We start from the raw sequence: 24110 nt of genomic DNA, 5'->3' as shown, positions 1-24110 counted from the left end.
AAAAACGCTGCGGAACCCTGGGGCTTCGTCAATACCTCTCTGTGAAACATAAAACGTAAATGACTTATATGTTAAAAATAAAAACACCATTAAGAAATTAAGAAAATTAAGCGTAATACTTAATGAACCTTAATCCCTTAATGGTTGGTAAAAGTTAAATTCCTTTTTTCTCTAAAAAACGCTGCGGAACCCTGGGGTTTCCTCAGTGCCTCTCTGTGAAACATAAAACGTAAATCACTTATATGTTAAAAATAAAAAAAACATTAAGAAATTAAGAAAATTAAGCGCAATACTTAATGAACCTTAATCCCTTAATGGTTGGTAAAAATTAAACTGCTTGTTTATTAAAACTTATAAATTAAAGTTCACACCTAGCACCACATTTCTCCCGATGTTGGGTACTCCATCATTTTTTAATCTTGATAAGTGTGCGATGTATTTTGTATCAAAAAGGTTGTTTCCATTTAAGTTAATATCAAAAACCGTTTTACCTAGTTTCACTGTTCCACCAAGACCAAGATTGACTAAAGTATACCCATTTGATTGTGTTTCAAAACCACTTACATTGTCTTGATTGAAAGTACTACTAACATTTAAAGTGGCAAAACCATCTTCCAACCAATTTTTGATTTTAAATTCTCCTCTCAACGTATTGTTCCAGTTATTGGCTGGAATTAAAGGCAAATAGTCTCCGTTTTGTTTTTTACCCGTTACTGTTTCAAAGCTCGTTTCGTAATGCAACCAATCCAATGGATGTGGGTGAAAATGCAAACCAACCTCACCACCATATAATTTGGCGTTGTTTTGAATGTATTCAAACACATCATTGCTGTCCAGCACTGTTCCTGTAGGCGAAGTATAAATATAATTGTTGATGTGGTTGTAGAAACCGTTTACAAAAACCTCAAAATGATCCGTTTTGTACTCTAAATTTAAGTCGGTTTGTACATTTTGCTCTGTTTTTAAATCGCTATTTCCTATTTCGTAGCGATTCGTTCCTTCATGTACTCCATTTGACGTAAGTTCAGCCAAATTAGGAGCTCTAAATCCAGAAGCCACATTCAAACGCATGGTAAAATCTTGAGCCAAATTCGCTTTATAACCCAAGGCTGCATTAAAACTATCAAAGGAACGATCGATGGGCTTGAAATACCCTTCCTCGCCTATTGTTCCATTTTCAATACTGGTAATTTGTCGGTTATCAAAACGCAAACCGGCTTGAACCGCACTATGGCTTCCCCATTCGTAATTGGCAGTTCCAAAAACTCCAAAATCATTTGTAGTCGCATCCGGAATTAAATATTCATCACCAAAATTAGTATTGGTTTGGTGCATTCCTTGAATCCCAACAATCGACTCTAATTTTCCTGCTTTTGGCAAATGGTATTTCGCATCATAATTAAAAGTCTTCAGTTTCATGTGTAAACCTGCGATATCACTATCTTCAAATTCCGAACGATCATTAGCAACATAGCCCAAATCAACATCCAGTTTAGAATCTTTGAAATAGATAATAGAATTTAAACTCAACAAATGATTAAACACCCCTTGTCTTGGGAAACCGGTGTTTTTACTCGAAGATTGTGCTGCTATTCCGTCTTCTGGAATACCTAAATCTAAGTTGTTGTAATTGTAACGCAACACCGATGAGAATTTTGAATTACTGTAACCAATTCCGGTTTTAAAGTCGGTTTCATTGTAGCGGGTATTCGTTACGCGATCTCCACCAGATACACGGTAATCTGAGTGTGTATTGTAACTTCCGCGTGCTAAGAATTTCCAGTTCTCAGTGGATGTTTTTAATCCAAGTGAACTATTACTCCCTAAAGTATTCGAGAATAATTTTTGACTGAAATCCGCTTTAAAGGTATTAGCACCGGCAAATTTTTCAGGGTTGAAATACAAAACACCTCCTAATGCATCAGAGCCATACAGTAAAGATGCAGGGCCTTTGATCACTTCCACACTTTCGACACCCGCATCATTTAACCCCAAACCGTGTTCGTCACCAAACTGTTGGTTTTCCATGCGCACACCTTGAGAATAGACCAAAACACGGTTTCCGCTCAAACCTCGAATCACCGGTTTACCAATAGAAGTCCCGGTAGACACTTGCGAAACTCCAGGAATAGTGGCTAAGCCTTCGATAAGTGTAGCGGTTCCTTTTTGTTGCAATTGTTTAATGGTTTCGTGCTCTACCTTCATCACGTTTTGTGATTGCATTTTATTAAAAGCCGTAGAAACAATCACCTCATCCATTTCAAAAATGCTTTCTTCGAGGGTGATATTCAAACTATTTTCTTTTTGAAGTGCTTTTATTGTTTTGTTCTGAGAAGCATAACCCACAAACGCAAAACTTATTTTCGCTTCACCATTTGGTAGGTTCGAAAGTGTGTATTTTCCATCTGCATCAGTGGTTGTACTTTTATGTAAATCTGGAGCGTAAACAGAAACTCCTTTAATCGGTTGGTTTGTCAAACTAGTAACCGTACCCGAAATTGTATTTTGTGCTTGAAGCACCGCCGAAAATCCCAAAATTAGGACTAGTATATATTTTTTCATTGTAAAATGCGTGTATCGCTCAGAATGCCGTAGTTATAGCATTCGATAAAGAGCCTATTTTATATTTGTATCGAATAAAAAAATGCTTAAAAACAGTCCCATCAGGTGTACTAAACAGCAAACCAAAGGATTACATCCCTTATCTACGGACGTAACCACTCCTTTTAAACTCTTTCAGTTTCTGGATTGTGACTTATTTTAAAAACATTAAAATGCTTTAAACACTATATAAAGGGGGACCGCGATGGGCATATAAACTTCCTGAAAACGAAACAACATTTTGACCTTTCTCAGAAAAATAAGGAATCGATTTGTAGTTATCGTACTGTTTATAAGCAAACTGCAAAGGCGTAACATAAGAACCAAAACTAAAATGGCACACTTTACAATCATCAAAGCTATGATGTTGGTGTGTAATTTCGGAGGTATGTTTTGGATTGTATTTGTGGTGGCATTCCTTTTGTGACAATTGAGAAACAAAATGCTCATAAGTATGCAGCGATTGAAAAAGTATTGAGAACAATACCGTCATCGCTAAAGAAAGACTTAGTAAAAGCTTTTTCTTATTCATGGACTGCAAATGTAGGTAAAATGCAAAAAAAATCTATCTAAATTAATAAAACATAAAGAATTATTAACTTAGATAGATCTAAACAATTGTTTACTAAAGCCTTAAACTAACTTAGCAGCAATAAGGTATTCAGCAATTTGAATTGTATTTGTAGCCGCTCCTTTACGTAAGTTGTCCGCAACGATCCACATGTTTACTGTATTAGCTTGGCTTTCGTCACGACGAATTCTGCCTACAAAAACATCGTCTTTCCCTTGTGCATACATTGGCATAGGGTACGTATACGTATCGTTGTTATCCTGAACTACTACTCCGTCAGTGTGGTGCAATATATTTTGAATATCCGAAACAACAAAATCATTTGAAAACTCCACATTTACTGCTTCACTATGTCCACCTACAATAGGCACACGAACGGCAGTTGCTGTTACAGCAATAGTTTTGTCGTCTAGAATTTTTTGAGTCTCACGAACTAATTTCATTTCTTCTTTAGTATATCCATTTTCTTCGAATGAATCACATTGAGGAATTGCATTTCTGTGGATAGGGTATTTGTACGCCATCTCCCCTTGCACTCCTGCATATTCGTTTTCTAATTGTTGTACTGCTTTCACTCCAGTTCCAGTGATCGATTGATAAGTAGAAACAATCACACGCTTGATGTTGTATTTTTTATGCAAAGGCGCCAATACCAAAACCATCTGAATTGTAGAACAGTTTGGGTTAGCAATAATTTTGTCTTCTTTGGTTAATGAGGAAGCGTTGATTTCAGGAACAACTAATTTTTTAGTAGGATCCATTCTCCAAGCCGATGAGTTATCGATAACGGTTGTACCAGCAGCAGCAAATTTTGGAGCCCATTCTAATGATGTTTCTCCACCAGCAGAAAACAAGGCAATATCAGCTTTCATATCGACCGCTGTTTGCATCCCTACTACTTTGTATTTTTTTCCTTTGTATTCAATTTCTTTTCCTACTGATCTTTCAGATGCTACAGGAATTAATTCAGTTACCGGAAAATTTCTTTCTGCTAATACTTTCAACATTACTTCGCCTACCATTCCAGTAGCGCCTACAACAGCTATTCTCATCGTATGTATTTTATAATTGACTATTAATTTTGAAATACAAAAGTAGGTAATAAACAAATCAAAACAAGATGCTTCACAAAAAATAACAAAATGTTACAAATACAACAATTACATAAAAAAACCACGTCAATGACGTGGTTTTCTACCTCTTAAAAAGGTATTATTTTTTTAACAAATCTCTAATTTGAGCAAGTAATTCTTCTTGAGTTGGTCCAGCTGGAGCAGCAGGAGCAGCTTCTTCTTTCTTTTTTGCTTTCTCAGCAGCTCTCAAAACGATAAAGATGAAAAACGAAATAATAACAAAGTTAATAATCGCTTGAACTAGGTTACCGTAAGTCAATACAGCTGCACCAGCCGCTTTTGCAGCCGCAAGATCAGCATAAGTTTCGCCATTTAAAGCGACGAACTTTGTTGTAAAATCGACACCACCAGTTATTAAACCTACTATTGGCATAATAATATCCTCAACAGCAGAACCAATTACTTTCCCAAATGCACCAGCAATAACTACTGCAGTTGCTAAACTTAATACATCGCCCTTCATTAAAGAGGCCTTAAAATCGCTGAAAAATCCCATACTTTTTAATTTTTTAATTTATACTTTCTAAGCTAGCTAAATTAAGAATTTTTTAACATAATTCCGATTTTCTTCGATGTTTACCATTTTTTATCGATAAAAAACACGTTTTACCCGTTGCGAAATGCTAGTGAGCACCTCGTAAGGGATCGTTCCTAACATTTTTGCAATGTGAATAACGGTTGGGCTTTCGCCAAAAATAATTACCGAATCGCCTTCGGTACATTCAATTTCAGATACGTCAACCATTAACATATCCATACAAACACTGCCTAGAATTGATGCTTTTTTATCTTTGATAGTTACATAACCCACTCCATTCCCCCAGCCACGTGAAATACCATCGGCATAGCCAATAGGAATTGTAGCCACACGTGTTGCTTTCTGGGCCATAAATCTTCGGCCGTAGCCTACACTTTCGCCTGCACCAATGGTTCTAATTTGAGAAATCACCGACTTTAAGGTACCTACGTTTTCTAAGTATTTTTGTTCGGCTGGATCGTTAGAAACTCCGTACAACCCAATTCCCAAACGCACCATATTGAATTGTGCATCTGGATAATTACTAATACCCGAAGTATTTAAAATATGCCTGATCGGGTTGATAGCTAAAGCCGTCATGATACGAGCTGACATTTTTTCGAACAACGCAATTTGTAAAAAAGCAAACTCACGATGCACGAGATCGTCACTGGTAGCGAGGTGCGATAAAATACTTTGCACTTTTACCGTTTCTTCTCCTTGCAAAGTAGCAACCAGTTCTTCAATTGTATCTTCATTAAAACCCAAACGGTGCATGCCCGTATCCAGTTTTATATGAATAGGAAAATGCTGTAACTTTTTTTGTTTTGCAATTTTTAAAAAGGCGTACAATCCTTTTAAACAATAAATCTCAGGTTCTAACTGATGTTGTATAATGGCCGGAAAACTGGTGTTCTCTGGATTCAATACCATAATTGGTGTTTTGATACCCCCGTTTTTTAACGAAATTCCCTCATCGGCGAAAGCCACACCCAAGTAATCTACTTTATGATGTTCTAGTAAATTAGCAATTTCGAGTCCGCCATTTCCATAACCAAAAGCTTTCACCATCACCATTATTTTGACTTTTGGCTTGAGTTTCGATTTAAAATAATTCAGGTTATAGCTGATCGCGTTTAGGTTTATTTCCAAAACCGTTTCATGTGTTTTCTCTTCTAATAATTGAACGATTTCTTCAAATTGAAACGATCGTGCCCCTTTGATCAAAATGGTTTCATTGGAGAAATCCAGATTCTCAAAATCGGCTATAAAGTCTGCTGTGGTTTTATAAGTAATACAATTGGCAAACAGTTCTTTGAAATCCGAAATGGTTTCTCCAATTCCAATAATTCGGTTGATATTATTAAACACCACTAAACGCGCAACCCTAGCGTACAACTCCTCATTGGAGAGTCCGCTTTGAAAAATATCAGATAAAATCACGGTTTTCTTAGGGAACTGTTTTTGACTTTCCAAGAAGTCTAAGGCTATTTTTAAAGACTGAAAATCACTGCTATAACTATCATCAATAATACTGCAATTGTTGATTCCGTTTTTAACTTTCAAACGCATTTCAACAGGATAGAGCAACAACATTCGAGACTGAATGGTTTCATGATCGTATTTAAAATACAGCAACGTGAGCAAGCACGAAATGGCATTTTCTATCGAAGCCGAATCCTGAAATGGAATTTTCAAGCTAAACTGTTTTCCTTGATAGCTGTACTGCAAACTAGCACTATCTGTATTTATTTCTTTTTTATAGACATACACATCCGCATCTTCCTGATCAAAACTCCAACTCATTTTTTTGGCGGAAGCCTGAATATTATGATCAATCAATTCATTTTTTTGATAAATAATAACCTCCGAATCTTTAAAAAGAAGGAGTTTTTCACTTATTTTTTCTTCTAAACTTTTGAATCCCTCGTCATGCGACGAACCAATGTTTGTAAAAATCCCAATGGTAGGACGAATGACTTTCTCCACTTTGGCCATTTCATTTACAGTAGAAATACCTGCTTCAAAAATCCCTAAATTGTGTTTTTTATTAATCGCAATCACAGACAAGGGTACGCCTACCTGCGAGTTGTAACTTTTAGGCGACCGAATAATATTAAAATCGGGGCTCAATAAAAAGTTAAGCCATTCTTTTACAATCGTTTTTCCGTTACTACCCGTCAAACCAATAATTGGAAAATGAAATTGATTGCGATAGTAGGCCGCAAACTGTTGCAGGGCGTCTAAAGTATTTGGCACTACTAAAAAATTAGCACTGTCTTGACAGCCTTCCGGAATGTAGTTCACGACAAAATTCTCAACTCCCGCTTTTATTAAATCTTCAATGTACGTATGCGCATCATTATTAGGGCCCACTAATGCAAAAAACAAACTGTTTGAACTGTTTTGCAGTGACCTACTATCAATTGAAACGTTGTCTACAGCCTCTTCTGGATGTGTACCTAGATAGGTAGCGCCAAGCGTTGCAATAATATCTTTTATTAATATACTCATGTATTTGTACTGTTTTGTAGTGGTGTGACAACTACTTTTTTAATCCGGTTCAAAAATACCATTTCTTTTGTAAAGCTCTCTATTGATAGTTTCTATTTTCGTCGAATAGCAAAATGCGGCTCTTAATCCATTTTTTTACTTTTGCTAGAATCCTTATATTTGTGAGCTAACCCAACAACTACCATCTTGAAAAAAGTACTTCCTCTATTTTCTTATATACTGCATCCTGTTTTTGTGGCCCTATATGCTACCTTATTTTACCTTTTTTCGAATAATTCCTATTTCGTAAACACCGAAAAATATTTGGTTTTATTACAAGTTGCTGCAGTAACTGTTGCACTGCCTATTTTACTTTTTGTGGGATTGCGCGCTACGGGTAAGATCAGTTCGGCCATGGCGCCTTTATTGTCCGAAAGAAAGATTCCGTTAGTACTGCAATGTTTTCTCATCATCTTTTTAGTACGCACCACCATTACCATCGAGCATTATCCCGAGTTGCATTTTTTCTTTTTGGGCGCTTTATTGAGCACGCTTACCGCCTTAATTCTATTATTTGCCAAAATAAAAACAAGCTTACACATGCTGGGCATTAGTGCGTTAACCTTTTTTGTACTCGGTCTTAATTTACATTTTGAAACCCACAATTTGTTTTCAATTCTATTTTTAATACTACTCAATGGTTTTGTTGCATCATCCCGCCTAGAGATGAACGCGCACACCTTGAAAGAGCTTATTATAGGTTTTCTCACGGGAGCCATCCCGCAAGTACTGTTGCTGTTTTTATGGTTATAAAATATAAAAGATAAGCCCCATATTGAGTGCCTGGACCGATAGGTTTTGCCCATCGACTTGGGTGCCGTTTTTAAAGATAGGATTCAAGCCGTAATAGGTGTACACATTGATCGAATTATTCCCAACCGCAAGATACAAACCGTATACTAATTTATTAAAATCTTTATTATTAGTCAAAGTAGTATTACCACTATCTCCATTAAAAACGGACTTGTTGTACAACAAATAACTTAATTTTACACCACCATAAATACGCCAAAACTTATAACTTTGATAAGTCGAAGTTCGCCACCTTACTTCCAATGGTACATCTATAAAAAGTTGCGAAAACTTACTTTTACTGTAGGTATCTGTATCAACAATATTGTAAACCGGCAGCTCATTTGTTCCCGTGATCGCTAAGTTTTGATTGTAATTGTTATACGTAAAACCCAGACCAGAGGCTATGGCCACCGTTCTATCTTTGACGATAGGCATATCCCGAACAAAACCAGCAGAGAAACCGGTAGCAAACTTACTTTGCGAAAAATCGGCGGGTTTATTTTGTAACGTATTATAAGTAAAACTAAAAAAGAACTGATCTTCTCTGTACAACGAATCAATTTTTACGGTTGCCTCCTCTTTTACCGCTTGTATTTCCTGTGCAAAGCCGCTTGCAAACGATAGTAGTAACCCACCGTTTATGATAATCGTTCGAATTCTATTGTGGATTGATGCCATGATCTTATTACACTTATATTAATCAGTAGTCACGCTCTAGGCTATAACTACTACAAATATAATATTTTGATAGTCTTTATGTGCTAATAATCATAAAAACACTAAAACCCCTTAGATTTCTCTAAAGGGCTGTAGCAGTAGGAAAATAAAAAACTTGGGGCTTTTTATAATTTGGGGAAAAAATAAAAAATTCGAGATCATGAAAATTACAATAACATTGCTATCAAGACTACTACACACGAGCTAGCCATAATGATAAAAAAACCTCCTATATACAAGAACATTCCCTCTTTTTTATTTGCTAGTTTCATCTGATTGTCGTTTTAATGATACAATAGTTTTGCTTATTTCTTAGAACAAACTTAACAGAATATCAGATTAAAAACAAATATAATCGATTAAATGCACGAATTAATACTATAAGTACGATTATTCTTGCTAACAAATATAATTTATGGTTTGTACAGCAGGAATGCCCAAACCTATGGAGTACTACATATTAAATAGACAGCACAAATAATTTGTAGTGTCTATTTGCTTCTTTAGTAAATATAAATTTTGTGGGAAAAACAATTTTCTCGATCTGCCCTTATACTCTATTAAAATGAAAACCAAGCTAGACTTGACATAGAACTTCCTAATCCAACACAAATCAACAACAAAGTCTGGCAAATCAATAAACGAACAAAAAAAAATGCTTCCTGATCAGGAAGCATTTTGTCGCAGAGAGAAAGGGATTCGAACCCTCGATATGTTACCATATACACGCTTTCCAAGCGTGCGCCTTCAGCCACTCGGCCACCTCTCTATTAAGGTCTGCAAATAACATGAAAAAATATGAGTTAAAAAAGCAAAAACAATTTATAATGCAATTTCTCCGCGCAATGCCGTTTCAAAAACTGTTTTGAAAGCACCAGCATCTATAGTGTAACCCAGCAAATACATTAGTTTTGTTATAGCCGCTTCGGTGGTGATGTCTTTACCCGAAATAACGCCTATTTCCTTCAGTACAGTACTGGTTTCATATTGACCCATATTGACGCTTCCGCCTGAACATTGGGTAACATTCACAACATGTAAACCGTCCAAAATTGCTTTGCGCATTAGGTTTAAAAACCAATCTTCGGTAGGCGCGTTCCCAGAACCATAGGTTTCTAAAACAATTCCTTTTAACCCTTTGATTGACAAAATTCCCGCCAAGACCGTTTCGCTCATACCCGGAAACATCTTAATAATGGCCACATTGTTATCCATAGATTTATGGAGTTGCAATGGTTTTTGACTCTCTTGAGCTAAAAACAACTCTGGATACAATTTTAAATGCACCCCTGACTCTACTAATTCTGGATAATTGGGTGAGGTAAACGCTCTAAAGTGCTCTGCGTTGATTTTTGTGGTGCGGTTTCCACGGTATAATTTATATTCAAAGTACAAGCAAACCTCTTGTATAACAGGTTTGCCTTCGTTCATCAAAGAAGCGATTTGTATAGCCGTAATTAAATTTTCTTTGGCATCGGTACGTAAATCACCTATTGGCAATTGCGAACCCGTAAAAATAACCGGCTTTGCTAAGTTCTCCAACATAAAACTCAATGCCGATGCCGAATACGACATCGTATCAGACCCATGCAAAACCACAAAACCGTCAAACGAAGCGTAATGCTCTTCGATTACCGTACCAATATTGATCCATTGGTCCGGATTCATATTAGACGAATCAATAGGGTGCTCAAATGAATAGGTTTCAATTGCGCAATCCAGTTGTTTCAATTCTGGAATCTTTTGCAACAGCTTATTAAAGTTAAATGCTTTAAGTGCACCTGTTTCAAAATCCTTGCTCATACCAATAGTTCCACCGGTATAAATCAATAAAATTTTAGCCTTTGTATGCATTAGCTGTATTTTAAGTGGTTCACTACAGGATTTGCATACATATCTAAAATCCCTTGCAAAGCAACAGGATTCTCGGCATCAATACGCATTTCTAAACGACGTTCAAATAGTGATTTTTCATCGGCAGTGTACAAATGTGCGTGCTCCTCTGTTTTATTCAGAATATCATACGCAATATAGTTTGTAGGCCACAACTTATAATTTGCCAATATAGAGTCATCAATTACTTGTGCCAAGGCTAAAATTTGCTTGTTAGTGTTCTCGAATTCGTCTTTTATGGTATCTAGTTCTGTGTTCAAAACATCACCTATATGCATGTGAATGCGCTTTTTAGGACCCATCACACCACTTAACAACGTCATGAAATCTTCGTTTTTTTCTTTGATATAGACTTCGTTATTCATTTCGGCAATTAATTGCGGAATTTTCAATACATCAGTCGGGTCATATTCATACGACATGGAGACAGGAACAATTTTGATTTTTTTGAAGTAATCCATCAAATTCGCCTCATCCGATCCCATTCCAAGCATTTTTAAAACCCCAGGATTTGTGGCATCATTACCGTCTTTAGTACGTCCTTCACGTTGTGCTATCCATACCGAACGGCTTTCATGCTGCAATAAATGCCCTATATATTCGGACAGATTTTTTGAACTTTGCAACATTTCTCTTGGCGTCAAGCCCCGTTGTACCAAGAAATTACGATTCAGTTTAGCAAGGGTATTCAAGAAATCCTTTTGAACTAGGTTGTCCCCAATAGCCGAAGCCGTCATCACTAGACCGTGCTCAAACAGAGACACATTTAATAAAGTAGTGTCTAAAAGAATATCTCTATGATTCGAAATAAACAAATAGGATTCTCCTTTTTCTAATTTTTCAAAACCAGAAGTAGTCAAACCGTCAGAGCTTTTCTCTAATACTTTTTGTATGGTATGGTATATAAAATTACATTGAAAATCACGAATAGAATGTGTTTTTCTAAGCTGTTCTTTCCAAACGGCATCGTCTGAATCTGGAAATGTAAAATTCATCATAGCTTTCATCATCGGATGATTGACTACGGATACAATAGCTTCGTTAATTTCGGAATCATAAAACGGCCGAATAGCGTCAAATTTTTGCATTTTGGTAATTTTAAGTGGGCAAATGAACAAAAAAAATATTAATTTACGTTGAATTTTACATTAAATCCCGAAAATCGTCTTAGAATTTTGAGTGGTAATTGCAGCAATTTCTTCGATAGTACAATCATAAATCTGTGACAATTTAGTCGCTACATTTACTAAATAACTACTTTCATTTCGCTTTCCGCGAAAAGGAATTGGAGCTAGATAAGGCGAATCGGTTTCTAACACAATGTGCTTCAAGTCGATTTGGTTTAAAAACTGATCAATTTTTCCGTTTTTAAAAGTCACCACGCCTCCTATTCCCAGTTTCATATTATACGAAATGGCTTGAAGCGCTTGCTCATAGGTTCCAGTGAAACAGTGAAAGATTCCAAATAAATCATCAGACTTTTCTTGTTCTAAAACTTCAAAAACTTCGTCAAACGCATCCCGACAATGAATCACAATCGGTAATTTGTATTTTTTAGCCCATTGAATTTGAGTTCTAAAGGCGGCTTGCTGTTCTTTTAAGAAAGTTTTATCCCAGAATAAATCGATTCCAATTTCACCAATAGCGTAGAATTTTCTTTTGGCTAATTCTTCTTCGACATGTTTTAATTCTTCTAAATAATTTTCTTTCACATAAGTAGGATGCAACCCCATCATTAAAAAAACATGTTCCGGGTGTTGCTGCTCTAAGGCATACATAGACGCGGTACAACTCGAATCTATAGCGGGTATAAAAAAACGAGAGACACCAGCGTCAATCGCTCGTTGTATCATCTCGGTACGGTCTTGCTCAAACTCTTCTGAATATAAATGGGTATGCGTATCTGTAAATATCATATTGATTTTTGCTATACAATTTCAAAAAACAAATTTACGATTAATAAGCAAAAAAAACACTAAGACTTATAAAAGTAACCGCAAGAAAACAATGGTTCCCTCCGATTTCCCTATAAGTCTTAGCGCCACTATAACTTAATTAGATTATATTTTAATCTAAGTCCTTCAACAACTTTTGAACCTGATCGTAATTCTCATAATCTGCCGGAATAGTCAATAGTATTTCCTTGCAGGCTTTGTACTCCTTTTGTTTTAGTTTTGCCAATGCCAGACTCCAGATGGCTTTGTTTTTATAAATTGAATTTCCTGATTGTAATTCGTTAAAAACAGCTTCGGCTTCTTTGGTTTTGTTGGTTTCTAATAAGGCAACACCATAATAATACTGCAACTCAGCTGTTTTATTATCTTTCAAAAGGGCTTCCAAAAGCGGAATTGCTTCTTGATACTTTTTGTCATTAAAGGCTGTTTCGGCCAGTTTCACATTTGCGACAGCGTCACCTCTCTCCGTGAAATATGCATTTTCGTACTGATTGTAATCGTCAAACGACGGATTTGAATTCGAATTAAAAACAAATATTCCAAACAACAACGCAACTGATGCTGCCGCCATATACATCCAAGGTTTAAACTGCACCACTTTGGCTTTGGGCGCTGGCAATTGCTCTTTGGAAATGGCTTTTAAATTGTCAATAAAGGCATTGCGCTCGGTTTCGAATCCAAATTTCACTTCCAGTTGCTCATTTGCTTCCTTGAAAGCGGCAAATGCGGCAGCCAATTCTGGATTATCGGTGAGTTCTTTTTCGAAATTTATTTTTTCGGAATTCGACAATTCCTCTTGGAGGTATTGATCGAATAGGATATAGTTTTCTTCGTTCATGGCTAACTAAGTTTTAAAGATTTAAAGCGACTGTTTTCTTGAATCCACTGTGTTAATTGCCCGGTACACAACGATTTTTTCTTGCGCACATATCCATAAGTCACATTGAGTTTCTCTGCCACTTCTTCCATCGACTTGATGGTAAAACTGAGCTTTAGTACTTCTTGGCATTTTTCGCCTAACTTCTGGAACATGGCATCAAACAGTTGTTGCTTCTCTTCGAATAATTCGGTTTCGGCAACCATATCTGCAGTGGGTTCATTAGTAGATGTTTCTTCTTCCTTAATTGTTACCCCTTTATTAGATGCTTTTTTTAATTCGTTCAGCCATTTCCTTTTGCATAACAAAAAAAAGTAGGCATCAAAGGGACAGCTCAACTGTAAACTTTTGGCTTTGGCCTGATTAAACAGTACAATCATTATTTCCTGCACCACATCTTGCGCTTGATCTTCATCGCCAGAGTTGTTCCTGATATAGGAAATCACTTTGGGTACAAACTTCTTATAGATCGACTGAATGATTGCCGAATCATTATTAGCAAGTCCTTCAATATAGGATTGGTCGGGATGCAACGTAGTATTGGCCATAGCAAAAAAAATTTATTGGCTAATGTAAAAAAAGAAAATCAAATATTTTTTGATTTCAGGGGTAACAATTTTAAAACCCTGTTGATATACTACTATAAATCAAATGTATGTTCATTAAAAACTTGAAAATATGAAAAAGCAAATCAAAAAAATAAGCTACCAATTCACTAGACGGATTTGGAAAATCATCACCCGATAAAAAAAAACAAAAATAAGGGGTAACAATTCAAAACCAAAATTGATATAGTAGTATAAAACAAATACCAATTCATTAAAAAACAAAAAACATGAAAAAGTATATCAAAAAAATCAAACGCTATTTCACTAGGCATATTTGGAAAATAATTACCCGATAAAAAAAATCAAAAGCAGGAGTAACAATTCAAAACCAAAATTGATATAGTTGTATAAAACAAATACCAATTCATTAAAAAATGAAAAAGTATATCAAAAAAAACAAACGCTATTTCACTAGACATATTTGAAAAATAATTACCCGATAAAAAAAAATCAAAAACAGGGGTAACAATTCAAAACCAAAATTGATATAGTAGTATAAAACAACAACCAAATAAAAACGTATACCATGAAAACAAATTTCAAAATTATTTTAGCAATGCTTTTAATTGGAATGGGATTCCAAAACACAAAAGCACAAGTTTCAAAAGTAGCCGACAAAGCAACTCAAAAAACAGAATGGCAATTTTCAACAAGATTAGGATATGATTTCCCATCTTATAAAGAAGACTTCAAATACATCGATTACTCTGGCGGGATGATGGGAGGTTTATCAGCGAACCACTACTGGAAATGGTTCGGATTGCAAGCCGACTTTGATTACATCAAAAACAGTCCTAAAAGCAACATCAACAATCCGTTTTATGATAATGGAGGAGCAATACCAACCGCAGTTGCTTATACGGACCTATCCGTAACCAAAAACGACATTGCTAGAATGTTTGTAGGAGCAGGACCATCGTTTAGACATTTAAGCAAAAACAATAAATTTCAAGCCGAATTGTCATTACTTGCCGGTTTAGGAACTATTGACGGAGGCGAAATACTAGTCGAAGCTACTAGAAAAGATGCAACTGTAGACATACTAACCTACCACTCTGGTTGGGACAAGCAAAACTTATTTGCTGGAAAAGCACAAGCACGATTCACTTACTTTTTTAACCAACATTGGGGTGTGCATGCAGGAGCTTATTACATGAACTACTTTGGTGGTGCACAAGAATCGGCTAAAAATGATATACTTATAAGCAAAGGATATTTACCAGCAGGAAGCCCACAACAAGTATACTATTATGAAAAAGGAACAACTAGCATTCAACAAGGAACTACAAACGCTTCTACTATTGATGCCTTCAACAGCAAAGCAATTATTCGTGATAATCAAGGTGGATCAGCAACTTCAGACGAGTTAAGACGTAAAACTGACTTATCATCAGTAGGCGTATTCGCAGGATTAACATACCGTTTTGGTCCTTCACAAAAAGCACCGAAAGAAATTGTTGAAGAAACAAAAGCAGCTCCCGTAGAAAAAAAATATTGTATTCAAACTACTGCTAAAGACAAGTTTACTAAAGAAATCTTACCTAATACAGATGTATCTATCAAAGATTCAAAAGGAATTGTAGTAAAAACAGCCAAAACAGATGCCTTTGGAGTAGTACAATTTTGTGACCTTTTACCTGATGATTACACGATTGACGGTATGTTTAACGATCTTGCTTTAGAAGGAAACGCAGCTAAAAAATCAGAGTTTCAAAACGACAAAACGATCGTAAAAGACATCTTATATGCCGACAGAAATTTCATTATCAAAGGAAAAGCAATCATTTGTAACACTAATATAGCCATAAACGGAGTAAGCATTGTACTTAAAAACAACCAATTGGCTACCCAAAAAACAACCAACACAAGTGAAAAAGGAGAGTTTACTTTTCAAGCAATCGAAAACACAAACTACAGCATTTACGGTAAAAAAGAAAATTACATGTCTCAAACCATGATCCTTTCGACAAAAGATTATGATAGAAACAAATCACTTTTCATCCAATTAGAAATATGCATGGACGCCGCTGATTGTGGTACGGCAATCGCACTAAAAAACATTCACTATGATATAGGTAAATACTTCATTAGAGAAGATGCAAAACCAGAATTGAACAGATTAGTACAGTTTATGAATGACAATCCAGGTGTAAAAGTAGAGCTATCGTCTCACACCGATTCTAGAGCTTCAAACGGATACAACCAAACATTATCTCAAAACAGAGCCAATGCAGCGGTAGATTACATCACTTCTCAAGGAATCTCAAGAGCGAGATTAACAGGAAAAGGATACGGAGAATCTAAATTACTAAACCGTTGTGCTGATGGAGTAGAATGCTCAGAAGCAGATCACCAAGCCAACAGAAGAACCGAAGTAAAAGTAATTTGTCCACAATAATACAACACTTATTTTACCACTTAAAAGCGATGATAAACTCATCGCTTTTTTGCATGTATCCACCATCAAAAACCATAAATTAACCGCTATACAAATTACAATCAAGCTACTACACAAACAACAATTCCATTATTTTTATAAAAATTTCATGAAATAGACCTCAGTTTTATTTATATTTAACAATTAATACGTCTATTTTTTAGAAGCTATTCCTGCTATCCGTTACAATCTTTATTGCCTCCTTAAAGAAAGGAGGCAATAAAGGATTTTCACTGCTATCAGGGCTAAAAACCAAACTACCATGAAACCACTTTTACTCTTTTTCATTTGCCTTAGCTCAACCCTTGTCCTTGCACAAACAAAAGTAAAAGACACCGTTACACGTCGCGCCATCATTGGATACATCCAAAACAAAAACAGCGTTTCGTACAAACCTACCACACCGCCATTAATCCCAATCTCTGGAGCACCAAAACCCAGCTATTCCTATCTATGGGAAATGGGCGACGGGCATTACAGCAAAGAAGCGGAGCCCAAACACGTTTACAAAAACAAAGGAACTTATAACACAAAACTATCCGTAACCAACAATTACGACAACGGAAAACCACCCGCTACCCGACCAAAAAAAGTGGTTATCAATGAAATCTCTACTGAAAAATACAACGAAATCGCTTCTATAGAAGATCAAAATGGATTTACTATTCAAAAAAATTGCGACCCTATTCCCGATCAGGAAATAGTAGTAATCATGAGCTATCAAAACCTAGAGAACTATGTTGCCGATGGAAAACTCTACTTGTTTTATAACGAAAAACAATTTAAAAACAACAATTTTGAACTAGCCGATCTCCGCCCTTATGCCGGCGAAAGAGAAGTAAAAGAAAACAATTTTGTTTACAATGATGCCATCGAAAACTCACATTCTTACCTCGCATCTACCGACAACAACTATTGGGCAACAGCCCAAAAATACCAAAAAACCACCACACAAACCGACTTGGACCAAACCCTAATCGAGGCCAATAAAATATATAAAAACGTTTCTATTTTAGAATTTGATGGTGCCAATCCTAAAGAAACTCGCAATGTATTTTACACCTTAAAAACAACTCCCGAAATGATCAAAGACACTAGTGCTACCGTAACCATGCGTGGCATTTTTGTCCCAAATCGAAGTTTTAAAAACCACAAAGTAGTCAACCTCGAGATGGAAATAGTAACCTCACACGACCCCAATAAAATGGGCTCCAACGGAAGTTTCTTAAATTATAGGTTAGTGCGATTTAAACGAGTAAATTTTAAAACTCGTTTTCAAAACAATGGCGAAGGTCCCGCTAGAATGATTCGTCTAGAAACGGATATTCCTGAGATGTTTGACAAAAAAACCTTCAAGGTAGAAGACATGTATCCTAAATGTCCCATCTGTCCAAAAGGAGAGGAACCAACCGTGAGTTGCCTAGACACCATTATAAAAAAAGATCAAATATTTTTTACCTTCAAAAACATTTATTTGCCTGGAAGCGAGCAAAAAAACGTCACCGAAAAGGACAGTACTAAAGGTTTTGTAAAGTATTCCATGAAGTTCAACAAGGACTTTCACAAAGTAAATACTAAAAGCAAAACGGCAATTATTTTTGACAAAAACGAACCCATTATTACCAACTACGCCACCACCCGATTTTTACCCGGAATTTCTATTGGCGCCAAAGCGGGTTACAACTACTTCCCCAGCTTGAACAATTCAACCAGTTATTTTGTAGGAGCCACAGTTTCGCCTTATAAATCGTATCGCTATTACTGGCAAGCTGAGTTTCAAAATAGCTTTCACAACTATACTGCAGCAAGTACTTCAACAGATCTCTTGATTCAGAACGCAGCTGGGGTCGATCAGTTGCAACGCACTACAAACACAACAACCAACAACACCATCAACATGGAAATCCCATTGTTGATGCGCTACAACCTCAACAATTTCATTGGTGTTGGAGCCGGGATTCAAGCCAACATTAACGCATCCGAAAAACAAGAACAATCTACCAGAATCGATTTGTATCAAAATGACAAACCTATAACACTCATGAGCAGTAAAGAAGACGCCATAGCTACAAGCAACAGTTTTACTAATTTTAAAGCTGGGTTATTGTTTGACTTGACAGTGGGCGCGGCGCGCATTGGCCCAAGTGCAGGAGTGCGATATGTGGTGAACTTCAAAGAAAATTTTAACTATTTGCAATTTTATGGCATCTGGAAATTTTAAAAAACTAATTTTCTAATTGGCAAGAATCACTAAACATATCATTTTGTATTTAAAATGACGGTCCTAAATTACTGTTATTTGTCAAGTTGAGCGGAGTCGAAACCTCTCAATTCAAAAAAATAATAGATAAAAATGGCACCTCCGCTCGATTTGACAAACGTAGTGATCTTGCATTTTCAATGTAAAAACAATAAAATCAGCTTTTAAAGCTGTCCAAGAACAACTGATGACAAAATACTTTTTACTCTTTCTATATTCCACAACTCTCATCAGCTTCGGGCAACAAACGCCTGCTCCAGAAGATAAAATATATGATGCAGTTGATTCTTTTACTGCAAATCCATCAGTTCAAAATCTGGAAAAACTAGAATCGTACAGTAATAGCCTTTCGACCAATACCAAAAACAAAAACGTAATGCTCGCCCTTGTTGTCCTGAATTGCAATAAAGGTTACTATGAAAACAGTTTTGGTAAAACAGCCAAAGCCATTCTGAGCTACGAAAAAGCGTGGAATATATACCAGAAAAACAAACTTTCGAATTATGACATCACAGAATATGCGCTGAAACCACTCGGGAATTTATACACACTCATAGGTGATTACAACAATGCCGAAAACATTATCAAACAATATTACTTTGTTGCCAGTCAAGAAAAAAACGAAGCCCAAAAGCAAGCCGCCGTGCTCAACCTGTCTAATGTCTATCAAAATACGGGACGCATCGATCAAGCCATCGGTCTGCTGGAACAAACAGTCCGTACAGACCGCTTAACCAAGATTCAAAAAGGGCTTTTGTATAACAATTTGGGTTCTAATTATTTCTTGAATACACAACCCAACATCATGCAACCCCTAGCTTTTGAAAATGCTGAAAATGCTTTTTTGAAAGCCGCTAGTTTACTTGAAAACGAGCCCTCGCAATATGAAGCTTTGACCAATAGCTATTCTAATTTATCTCAATTAAAACTAGCACGAAATAACCCTGATCAGGCATTATTTTTTTATACAAAAGCCAAGCAAACTTTCGAAAAAATTAGCAATCCTAATCCTAGGAAAAAAGCACAATTGTACTGTGATGGAGCCAACATCTTTTTTAAACAAGGCAAAACAGCAGCAGCAAACGCGGCACTAAAAACAGTTTTCAAAATTTTAATTCCGTCCTATTCTGATGCAAATCAAAGCTTACCCAAAAAAACTTCCCTTTATGCCGAGACGATTTTACTAGATGCATTAGACTTACAGTCCGAATTGTTTTTGGCGCAAAGCCAACCTAAAAAAGCATTAGAAAGTTACGCACTTGCCTTTCATATAGAAGATTTATTTCAATCGCTATTGGTGTACGAAAACTCCAAAATTATAATCCAAATGCGGAATCGAATACGAACCGAAAAGTGCATTGCTATTTACCAAACCCTATTCGAAAAAGAAAAAAAGACATCGTACTTAGAAAGCGCTTTTGTACTAGCCGAAAAAACAAAATCGATCGTTCTCAAAAACAGTTTAACTAGCAAAGAATTGCAATCAGCAGAAGAGCAATCCATCTTAGAACAACTACAAAACTGCAATACAATAATCATAAAAGAACAACAAAAAGGAGCTACAGCAACCGTTGCTAAAATAAATGATGCCGTAAAAAAACAAAATGAACTCATGTTGGTTTTGAAGGAGATCCAATCCAAAAGAGACAAGCAATCAACAGCGGATATTGACATAAAAAAATTATATAGCAAGCTCGAAAACGACAAGGCCATTATGGTCGAATATTTCTCTGGCTACCACAACACTTATTCGTTCACGCTTCAAGAACATCAGATCGCGCTTCGCTCATATAGCAACGACGCGCATACCGCGGTCAAAATTGTACAGTATATAGACTATTTCAATGATGCCAACGCTATTTCTAATGATGTCTTGGGCTACAATCATTATGGTAATATAGCCTATCAATTATTACAACTTCCAGCAGGATCAACGTACAAAAACTTATTCATCATTCCTGATGGTGTTTTAAACTTTTTGCCATTTGAGGCTTTAATTACAAAGGAAACCGCAACGACTAATTTTGCCAAAATGCATTATTTAGTAAACGATTATGTCATTGGGTACAACAGTTCGGCTACTTTTTATTTGGAAGACCACAAGCCACAAAAGCACGATAAAAACATTTTGGGAGTCTTTCCTATTTTTGCCAATAGCAATTATGAATTGAGCTTCTCCAAAAAAGAACTTGCGGCGATAAAAAAGAATTTTGAAGGCACTTACTTTGAAAACGCTAATGCTACCTTTAACAACTTCAAGAAAAACGCAGCCAACTATTCCATTTTGCATTTATCCACTCACGCGTCCTCGGGTGATTTAGAAACTGCCGCGAGCATCAAGTTTAGTGATCAAGAAGTGTTGTATTCCCAATTATACAATATGAATATCAACCCAGATTTAGTGGTTTTGAGTGCTTGTGAAACAGGAATAGGCAAACTCTTTAAGGCCGAAGGCGCCATGAGCGTGGCAAGAGGTTTTCAATTTGCAGGAGCTAAAAATTTGTTGTTTTCATTATGGCGCGTCAATGATTATACTACCGCTGCTTTTATGGCCCAATTTTACAACAATCTCAAAAACGGACAATCGTTTATGGAGGCCAACCATCAAGCAAAACTAGATTTCCTTGCAGATACAACCATTCCCAATGCCAAAAAATCGCCTTACTACTGGAGCGCATTTGTGTACTATGGAAGTCTAGAAACAGATGCCGAATCCACAAATTACTGGTATTGTGGTATTGGTTTTCTAATTCTAATTAGCTTATTTTTGATTTATATTCGAAAGAGAAAATGAAAAACCTGCACGATATTCTAAAAAAAGAAAACTATAAAAAAGTAAAATTCAAAATCACCAAAACACAACATTTACTGATCAAAGCGTCCATCAACGGTGTCAAAGGCAATTTTATTCTAGACACGGGTGCATCAAACAGTTGTATCGGTTTTGAAAGCATAGAATTGTTTCAAGTACAAGCGCAAGATTCTAAAACCTTAGCTTCGGGAGCTGGCGCAACTGGCATGCAAACTCAAATGGCAAGCGACAACAGCTTACAAATGGGCTATTGGAAAGATGTTGATTTTAGTTTGGTTATTTTTGATTTATCACATGTTAATGAAGCCTTGGTTCAGCATAAATCTAAGCCTGTTCACGGTATAATAGGCGCTGATATTTTGATGAAAGGCAAAGCGATTATCGATTATTACAATCATTATTTGTATTTGCTTAGTTACTAATTCACGATACAAAAAACCCTTTTTCAGTTGCAACAAGACTTCGTACTATTATTTCTTGAAATCAATGCTTATATTTACCTGAGAACCTACCCCCTAAAATCATGCCCTTGAAAATCAAAACCAACCTACTAGGAACTATTGCAGCATTGCTCCTGTTCTCATGTGGTAGCACTAACACAGACATGGACAAATCAAAAAACAAGCAACCGAAAAAAGCATCCGATATACGTTGGGATTTCAAGAACTTAGAAGGATGGAAAGACGCTACACAGTCGGGAGCTATTAATTATTCGATTGAAAACGAACAATTAAAAATTTTCACGAATGCCAACAGCTGGGATCGTTCAAAAATAAAAACCCTGACCACATATACAACAGGAACCTATACTTGGCGTATTTTTGTACCAGAGATGGGTGTTGGTGATATGGCTACAATTGGTGCCTTTTTATACAATAGCAACAGTCACGAATTGGATTTTGAAATTGGTTACGGAAAACAAACCATCCGAAAAGCGCTTAACGCTGCTCCAGATGAACTCGTGGTACATATGTCGTCACAAGACAATCCGAGTCAATCTCATAAGGCAAAAATCAAAAGAGGACAATGGCACACCTTTTCGATGGAACTTAGCTTAAACACGCATAAAAACTACCAAGTAAACTGGAAAATCAACGATGAGCTAGCCGCAACATCCCAATTAGAATACGGCAACAAAAAGAAATTTGCAATACTGTGCAGCCTGGAAAATCTCACTTTTATAGGAGACCACATTCCTAGTACAAGAAACTATGCGCTTTTTGATTATGTAAGTTATCAGGTTAAATAAAAAATCCTAACCCAAAAGCAGAATCAATCATTCCGACGTTATTGCCTCTGTTTTCAGCAATATTTACATCAGCAATATAAGAAGAAACTGTAGTTATACTTGTCCAAGTAAACCTATAATAATCCGCCATAAAGTAAAAGCCGTTCATAGCATTATTGCTGCTGATGTTTTAATGAACGGCAGAGGAATTATTGACTACTATAATCATTGTTTGCATTTAAATAAATCATCTGATTTATTGCAAGATTTTAATTGTTATTTTTTTAAAGTTCCTACATAGAAAACAACAGGTTCACTCAAACCATCTCGTGTTAAACCTCCATCAAGAAAAGGCTGTTCATTTTGATTATCGTAGGTTTGTATGGTCCAAATAAGTTTTTTTTGATGAACAACCCCATTTTCATCCGCTGGATTTTGGTTTAAAATACCTTGTGGATTCCAGACATATTGAGTTACACTACGAACATCTTGATCAAGTATTGGCATATTACTTCGCAATGCTTGCATGGGTGTTTGACCCTGAAGAACTTCAAAAACCAGTACTTTATAGGTAATTATGCTTTGAGTAATTGGGGCTAATGGTGTCCATTTGAACGTAATTACAGATTGCGCTTCAGTTTCATTTAATACTTGATCTTTAAAAGGTCTAATTAGAACTGGTAATTGGGGAGTAGCAATTGTAAACACTTTACACTTAGATGGAGCAATTGGAGCAAAATCTTGAGTGTTGACTAGTGAGACACAAATTTGATACGTCTCGCTAGGGAGTTTGCCTGATGTGTTTAATGACACCCTGTATTTTCCTGTAAAAATCATGTAGTCAAGAGGTACAACATCATCTGCATAATAAATAGTGTTGCCTGATTTTAAGATATAAACTCTAGATCGTGTTAAATCTGTTTTTCCAACCACAGTTCCATCTGTGAGCTGAATTTCTGTTTTTATTTTATATTCTGATTGAATTGCTGAATTGCCGGTTACAAGATACACTACAGTTTGCTTTTGTAACGACCACAAAGAGAGTGAGGATGCTGGTGTAGGACTAACAATGAGGTTAGTGGAAGTTTGTGCAAGGCCGTTTGCTGCTATTAAAAGCAATAAAGCAATATGAAATAAGATTGATTTTTTCATT

At 36.1% G+C, this 24110-nt stretch carries 18 protein-coding genes and 1 tRNA gene; 6 read left to right on the top strand and 13 right to left on the bottom strand.

The window, feature by feature from the left end:
• Positions 1 to 351 precede the first annotated feature (351 nt).
• The 5 genes from H8R24_RS06525 to H8R24_RS06505 all read right to left on the bottom strand — a co-directional run bounded on the left by H8R24_RS06525 (position 352) and on the right by H8R24_RS06505 (position 7336).
• Complete coding sequence (locus tag H8R24_RS06525) at positions 352 to 2562, bottom strand: TonB-dependent receptor (RefSeq protein WP_187017695.1); 2211 nt, start codon at positions 2560 to 2562, stop codon at positions 352 to 354.
• 217 nt (positions 2563 to 2779) lie between these two features.
• Positions 2780 to 3133, bottom strand: a complete 354-nt coding sequence (locus H8R24_RS06520) for a hypothetical protein (protein ID WP_187017696.1) — start codon at positions 3131 to 3133, stop codon at positions 2780 to 2782.
• A 101-nt stretch (positions 3134 to 3234) separates the two neighbouring features.
• Positions 3235 to 4224 carry an aspartate-semialdehyde dehydrogenase gene (locus tag H8R24_RS06515; protein WP_187017697.1) on the bottom strand — a complete coding sequence of 330 codons (990 nt, stop codon included), beginning with the start codon at positions 4222 to 4224 and terminating at the stop codon, positions 3235 to 3237.
• 160 nt (positions 4225 to 4384) lie between these two features.
• Positions 4385 to 4801, bottom strand: a complete 417-nt coding sequence (gene mscL / locus H8R24_RS06510) for a large conductance mechanosensitive channel protein MscL (protein WP_187017698.1) — start codon at positions 4799 to 4801, stop codon at positions 4385 to 4387.
• 90 nt (positions 4802 to 4891) lie between these two features.
• Positions 4892 to 7336 carry a bifunctional UDP-N-acetylmuramoyl-tripeptide:D-alanyl-D-alanine ligase/alanine racemase gene (locus tag H8R24_RS06505; RefSeq protein WP_187017699.1) on the bottom strand — a complete coding sequence of 815 codons (2445 nt, stop codon included), beginning with the start codon at positions 7334 to 7336 and terminating at the stop codon, positions 4892 to 4894.
• Positions 7337 to 7522: 186 nt separating this feature from the next.
• Between H8R24_RS06505 and H8R24_RS06500 the strand changes: the two genes are divergently transcribed.
• A complete protein-coding gene (locus H8R24_RS06500; RefSeq protein WP_187017700.1) occupies positions 7523 to 8128 on the top strand; it encodes a hypothetical protein in 606 nt (201 codons plus the stop codon).
• Here H8R24_RS06500 and H8R24_RS06495 read toward each other — a convergent pair.
• The 7 genes from H8R24_RS06495 to H8R24_RS06465 all read right to left on the bottom strand — a co-directional run bounded on the left by H8R24_RS06495 (position 8123) and on the right by H8R24_RS06465 (position 14160).
• On the bottom strand, positions 8123 to 8848 hold the full coding sequence (locus H8R24_RS06495; RefSeq protein WP_187017701.1) for a porin family protein: 726 nt from the start codon (positions 8846 to 8848) through the stop codon (positions 8123 to 8125). The two genes, H8R24_RS06500 and H8R24_RS06495, sit on opposite strands and share 6 nt — an antisense overlap.
• 723 nt (positions 8849 to 9571) lie before the next feature.
• Positions 9572 to 9656: transfer RNA gene (locus H8R24_RS06490), tRNA-Ser, on the bottom strand.
• A 53-nt stretch (positions 9657 to 9709) separates the two neighbouring features.
• Positions 9710 to 10741, bottom strand: a complete 1032-nt coding sequence (locus H8R24_RS06485) for an asparaginase (RefSeq protein ID WP_187017702.1) — start codon at positions 10739 to 10741, stop codon at positions 9710 to 9712.
• Complete coding sequence (locus H8R24_RS06480; protein WP_187017703.1) at positions 10741 to 11868, bottom strand: 1-acyl-sn-glycerol-3-phosphate acyltransferase; 1128 nt, start codon at positions 11866 to 11868, stop codon at positions 10741 to 10743. The genes H8R24_RS06485 and H8R24_RS06480 overlap by 1 nt, the downstream gene beginning before the upstream one ends.
• A gap of 60 nt (positions 11869 to 11928) precedes the next feature.
• A complete protein-coding gene (locus tag H8R24_RS06475; RefSeq protein ID WP_187017704.1) occupies positions 11929 to 12696 on the bottom strand; it encodes a TatD family hydrolase in 768 nt (255 codons plus the stop codon).
• Between the two features lie 151 nt (positions 12697 to 12847).
• A complete protein-coding gene (locus tag H8R24_RS06470; RefSeq protein ID WP_187017705.1) occupies positions 12848 to 13573 on the bottom strand; it encodes a tetratricopeptide repeat protein in 726 nt (241 codons plus the stop codon).
• Positions 13574 to 13575: 2 nt separating this feature from the next.
• Positions 13576 to 14160 carry an RNA polymerase sigma factor gene (locus H8R24_RS06465; RefSeq protein WP_187017706.1) on the bottom strand — a complete coding sequence of 195 codons (585 nt, stop codon included), beginning with the start codon at positions 14158 to 14160 and terminating at the stop codon, positions 13576 to 13578.
• 586 nt (positions 14161 to 14746) lie between these two features.
• Between H8R24_RS06465 and H8R24_RS06460 the strand changes: the two genes are divergently transcribed.
• The 5 genes from H8R24_RS06460 (at position 14747) to H8R24_RS06440 (ending at position 22978) form a co-directional block, all read left to right on the top strand.
• Positions 14747 to 16618: an OmpA family protein gene (locus H8R24_RS06460; RefSeq protein WP_187017707.1), complete on the top strand. Its 1872-nt coding sequence runs from the start codon at positions 14747 to 14749 to the stop codon at positions 16616 to 16618.
• A gap of 301 nt (positions 16619 to 16919) precedes the next feature.
• The gene (locus H8R24_RS06455; RefSeq protein WP_187017708.1) at positions 16920 to 18878 is read left to right on the top strand and encodes a PKD domain-containing protein; all 1959 of its coding nucleotides are present in this window, start codon (positions 16920 to 16922) and stop codon (positions 18876 to 18878) included.
• A 226-nt stretch (positions 18879 to 19104) separates the two neighbouring features.
• Positions 19105 to 21711 (top strand): CHAT domain-containing protein, encoded by a 2607-nt coding sequence (locus tag H8R24_RS06450; protein WP_187017709.1) that lies wholly within the window; start codon positions 19105 to 19107, stop codon positions 21709 to 21711.
• Positions 21708 to 22151: a retropepsin-like aspartic protease gene (locus H8R24_RS06445; RefSeq protein WP_187017710.1), complete on the top strand. Its 444-nt coding sequence runs from the start codon at positions 21708 to 21710 to the stop codon at positions 22149 to 22151. The genes H8R24_RS06450 and H8R24_RS06445 overlap by 4 nt, the downstream gene beginning before the upstream one ends.
• Positions 22152 to 22252: 101 nt before the next feature.
• Positions 22253 to 22978 carry a hypothetical protein gene (locus H8R24_RS06440; protein ID WP_225877617.1) on the top strand — a complete coding sequence of 242 codons (726 nt, stop codon included), beginning with the start codon at positions 22253 to 22255 and terminating at the stop codon, positions 22976 to 22978.
• Positions 22979 to 23233: 255 nt separating this feature from the next.
• Here the strand turns inward: H8R24_RS06440 and H8R24_RS06435 are convergent, their stop codons facing one another.
• Positions 23234 to 24109, bottom strand: a complete 876-nt coding sequence (locus tag H8R24_RS06435; RefSeq protein WP_187017711.1) for a hypothetical protein — start codon at positions 24107 to 24109, stop codon at positions 23234 to 23236.
• Between the last annotated feature and the right edge of the window lies 1 nt (position 24110).

The organism is Flavobacterium muglaense (assembly GCF_014305155.1).
Lineage (GTDB): Bacteria > Bacteroidota > Bacteroidia > Flavobacteriales > Flavobacteriaceae > Flavobacterium > Flavobacterium muglaense.
The sequence above is the reverse complement of the archived record's forward strand: the minus strand, read 5'-3'. Positions and strand labels throughout refer to the sequence as shown.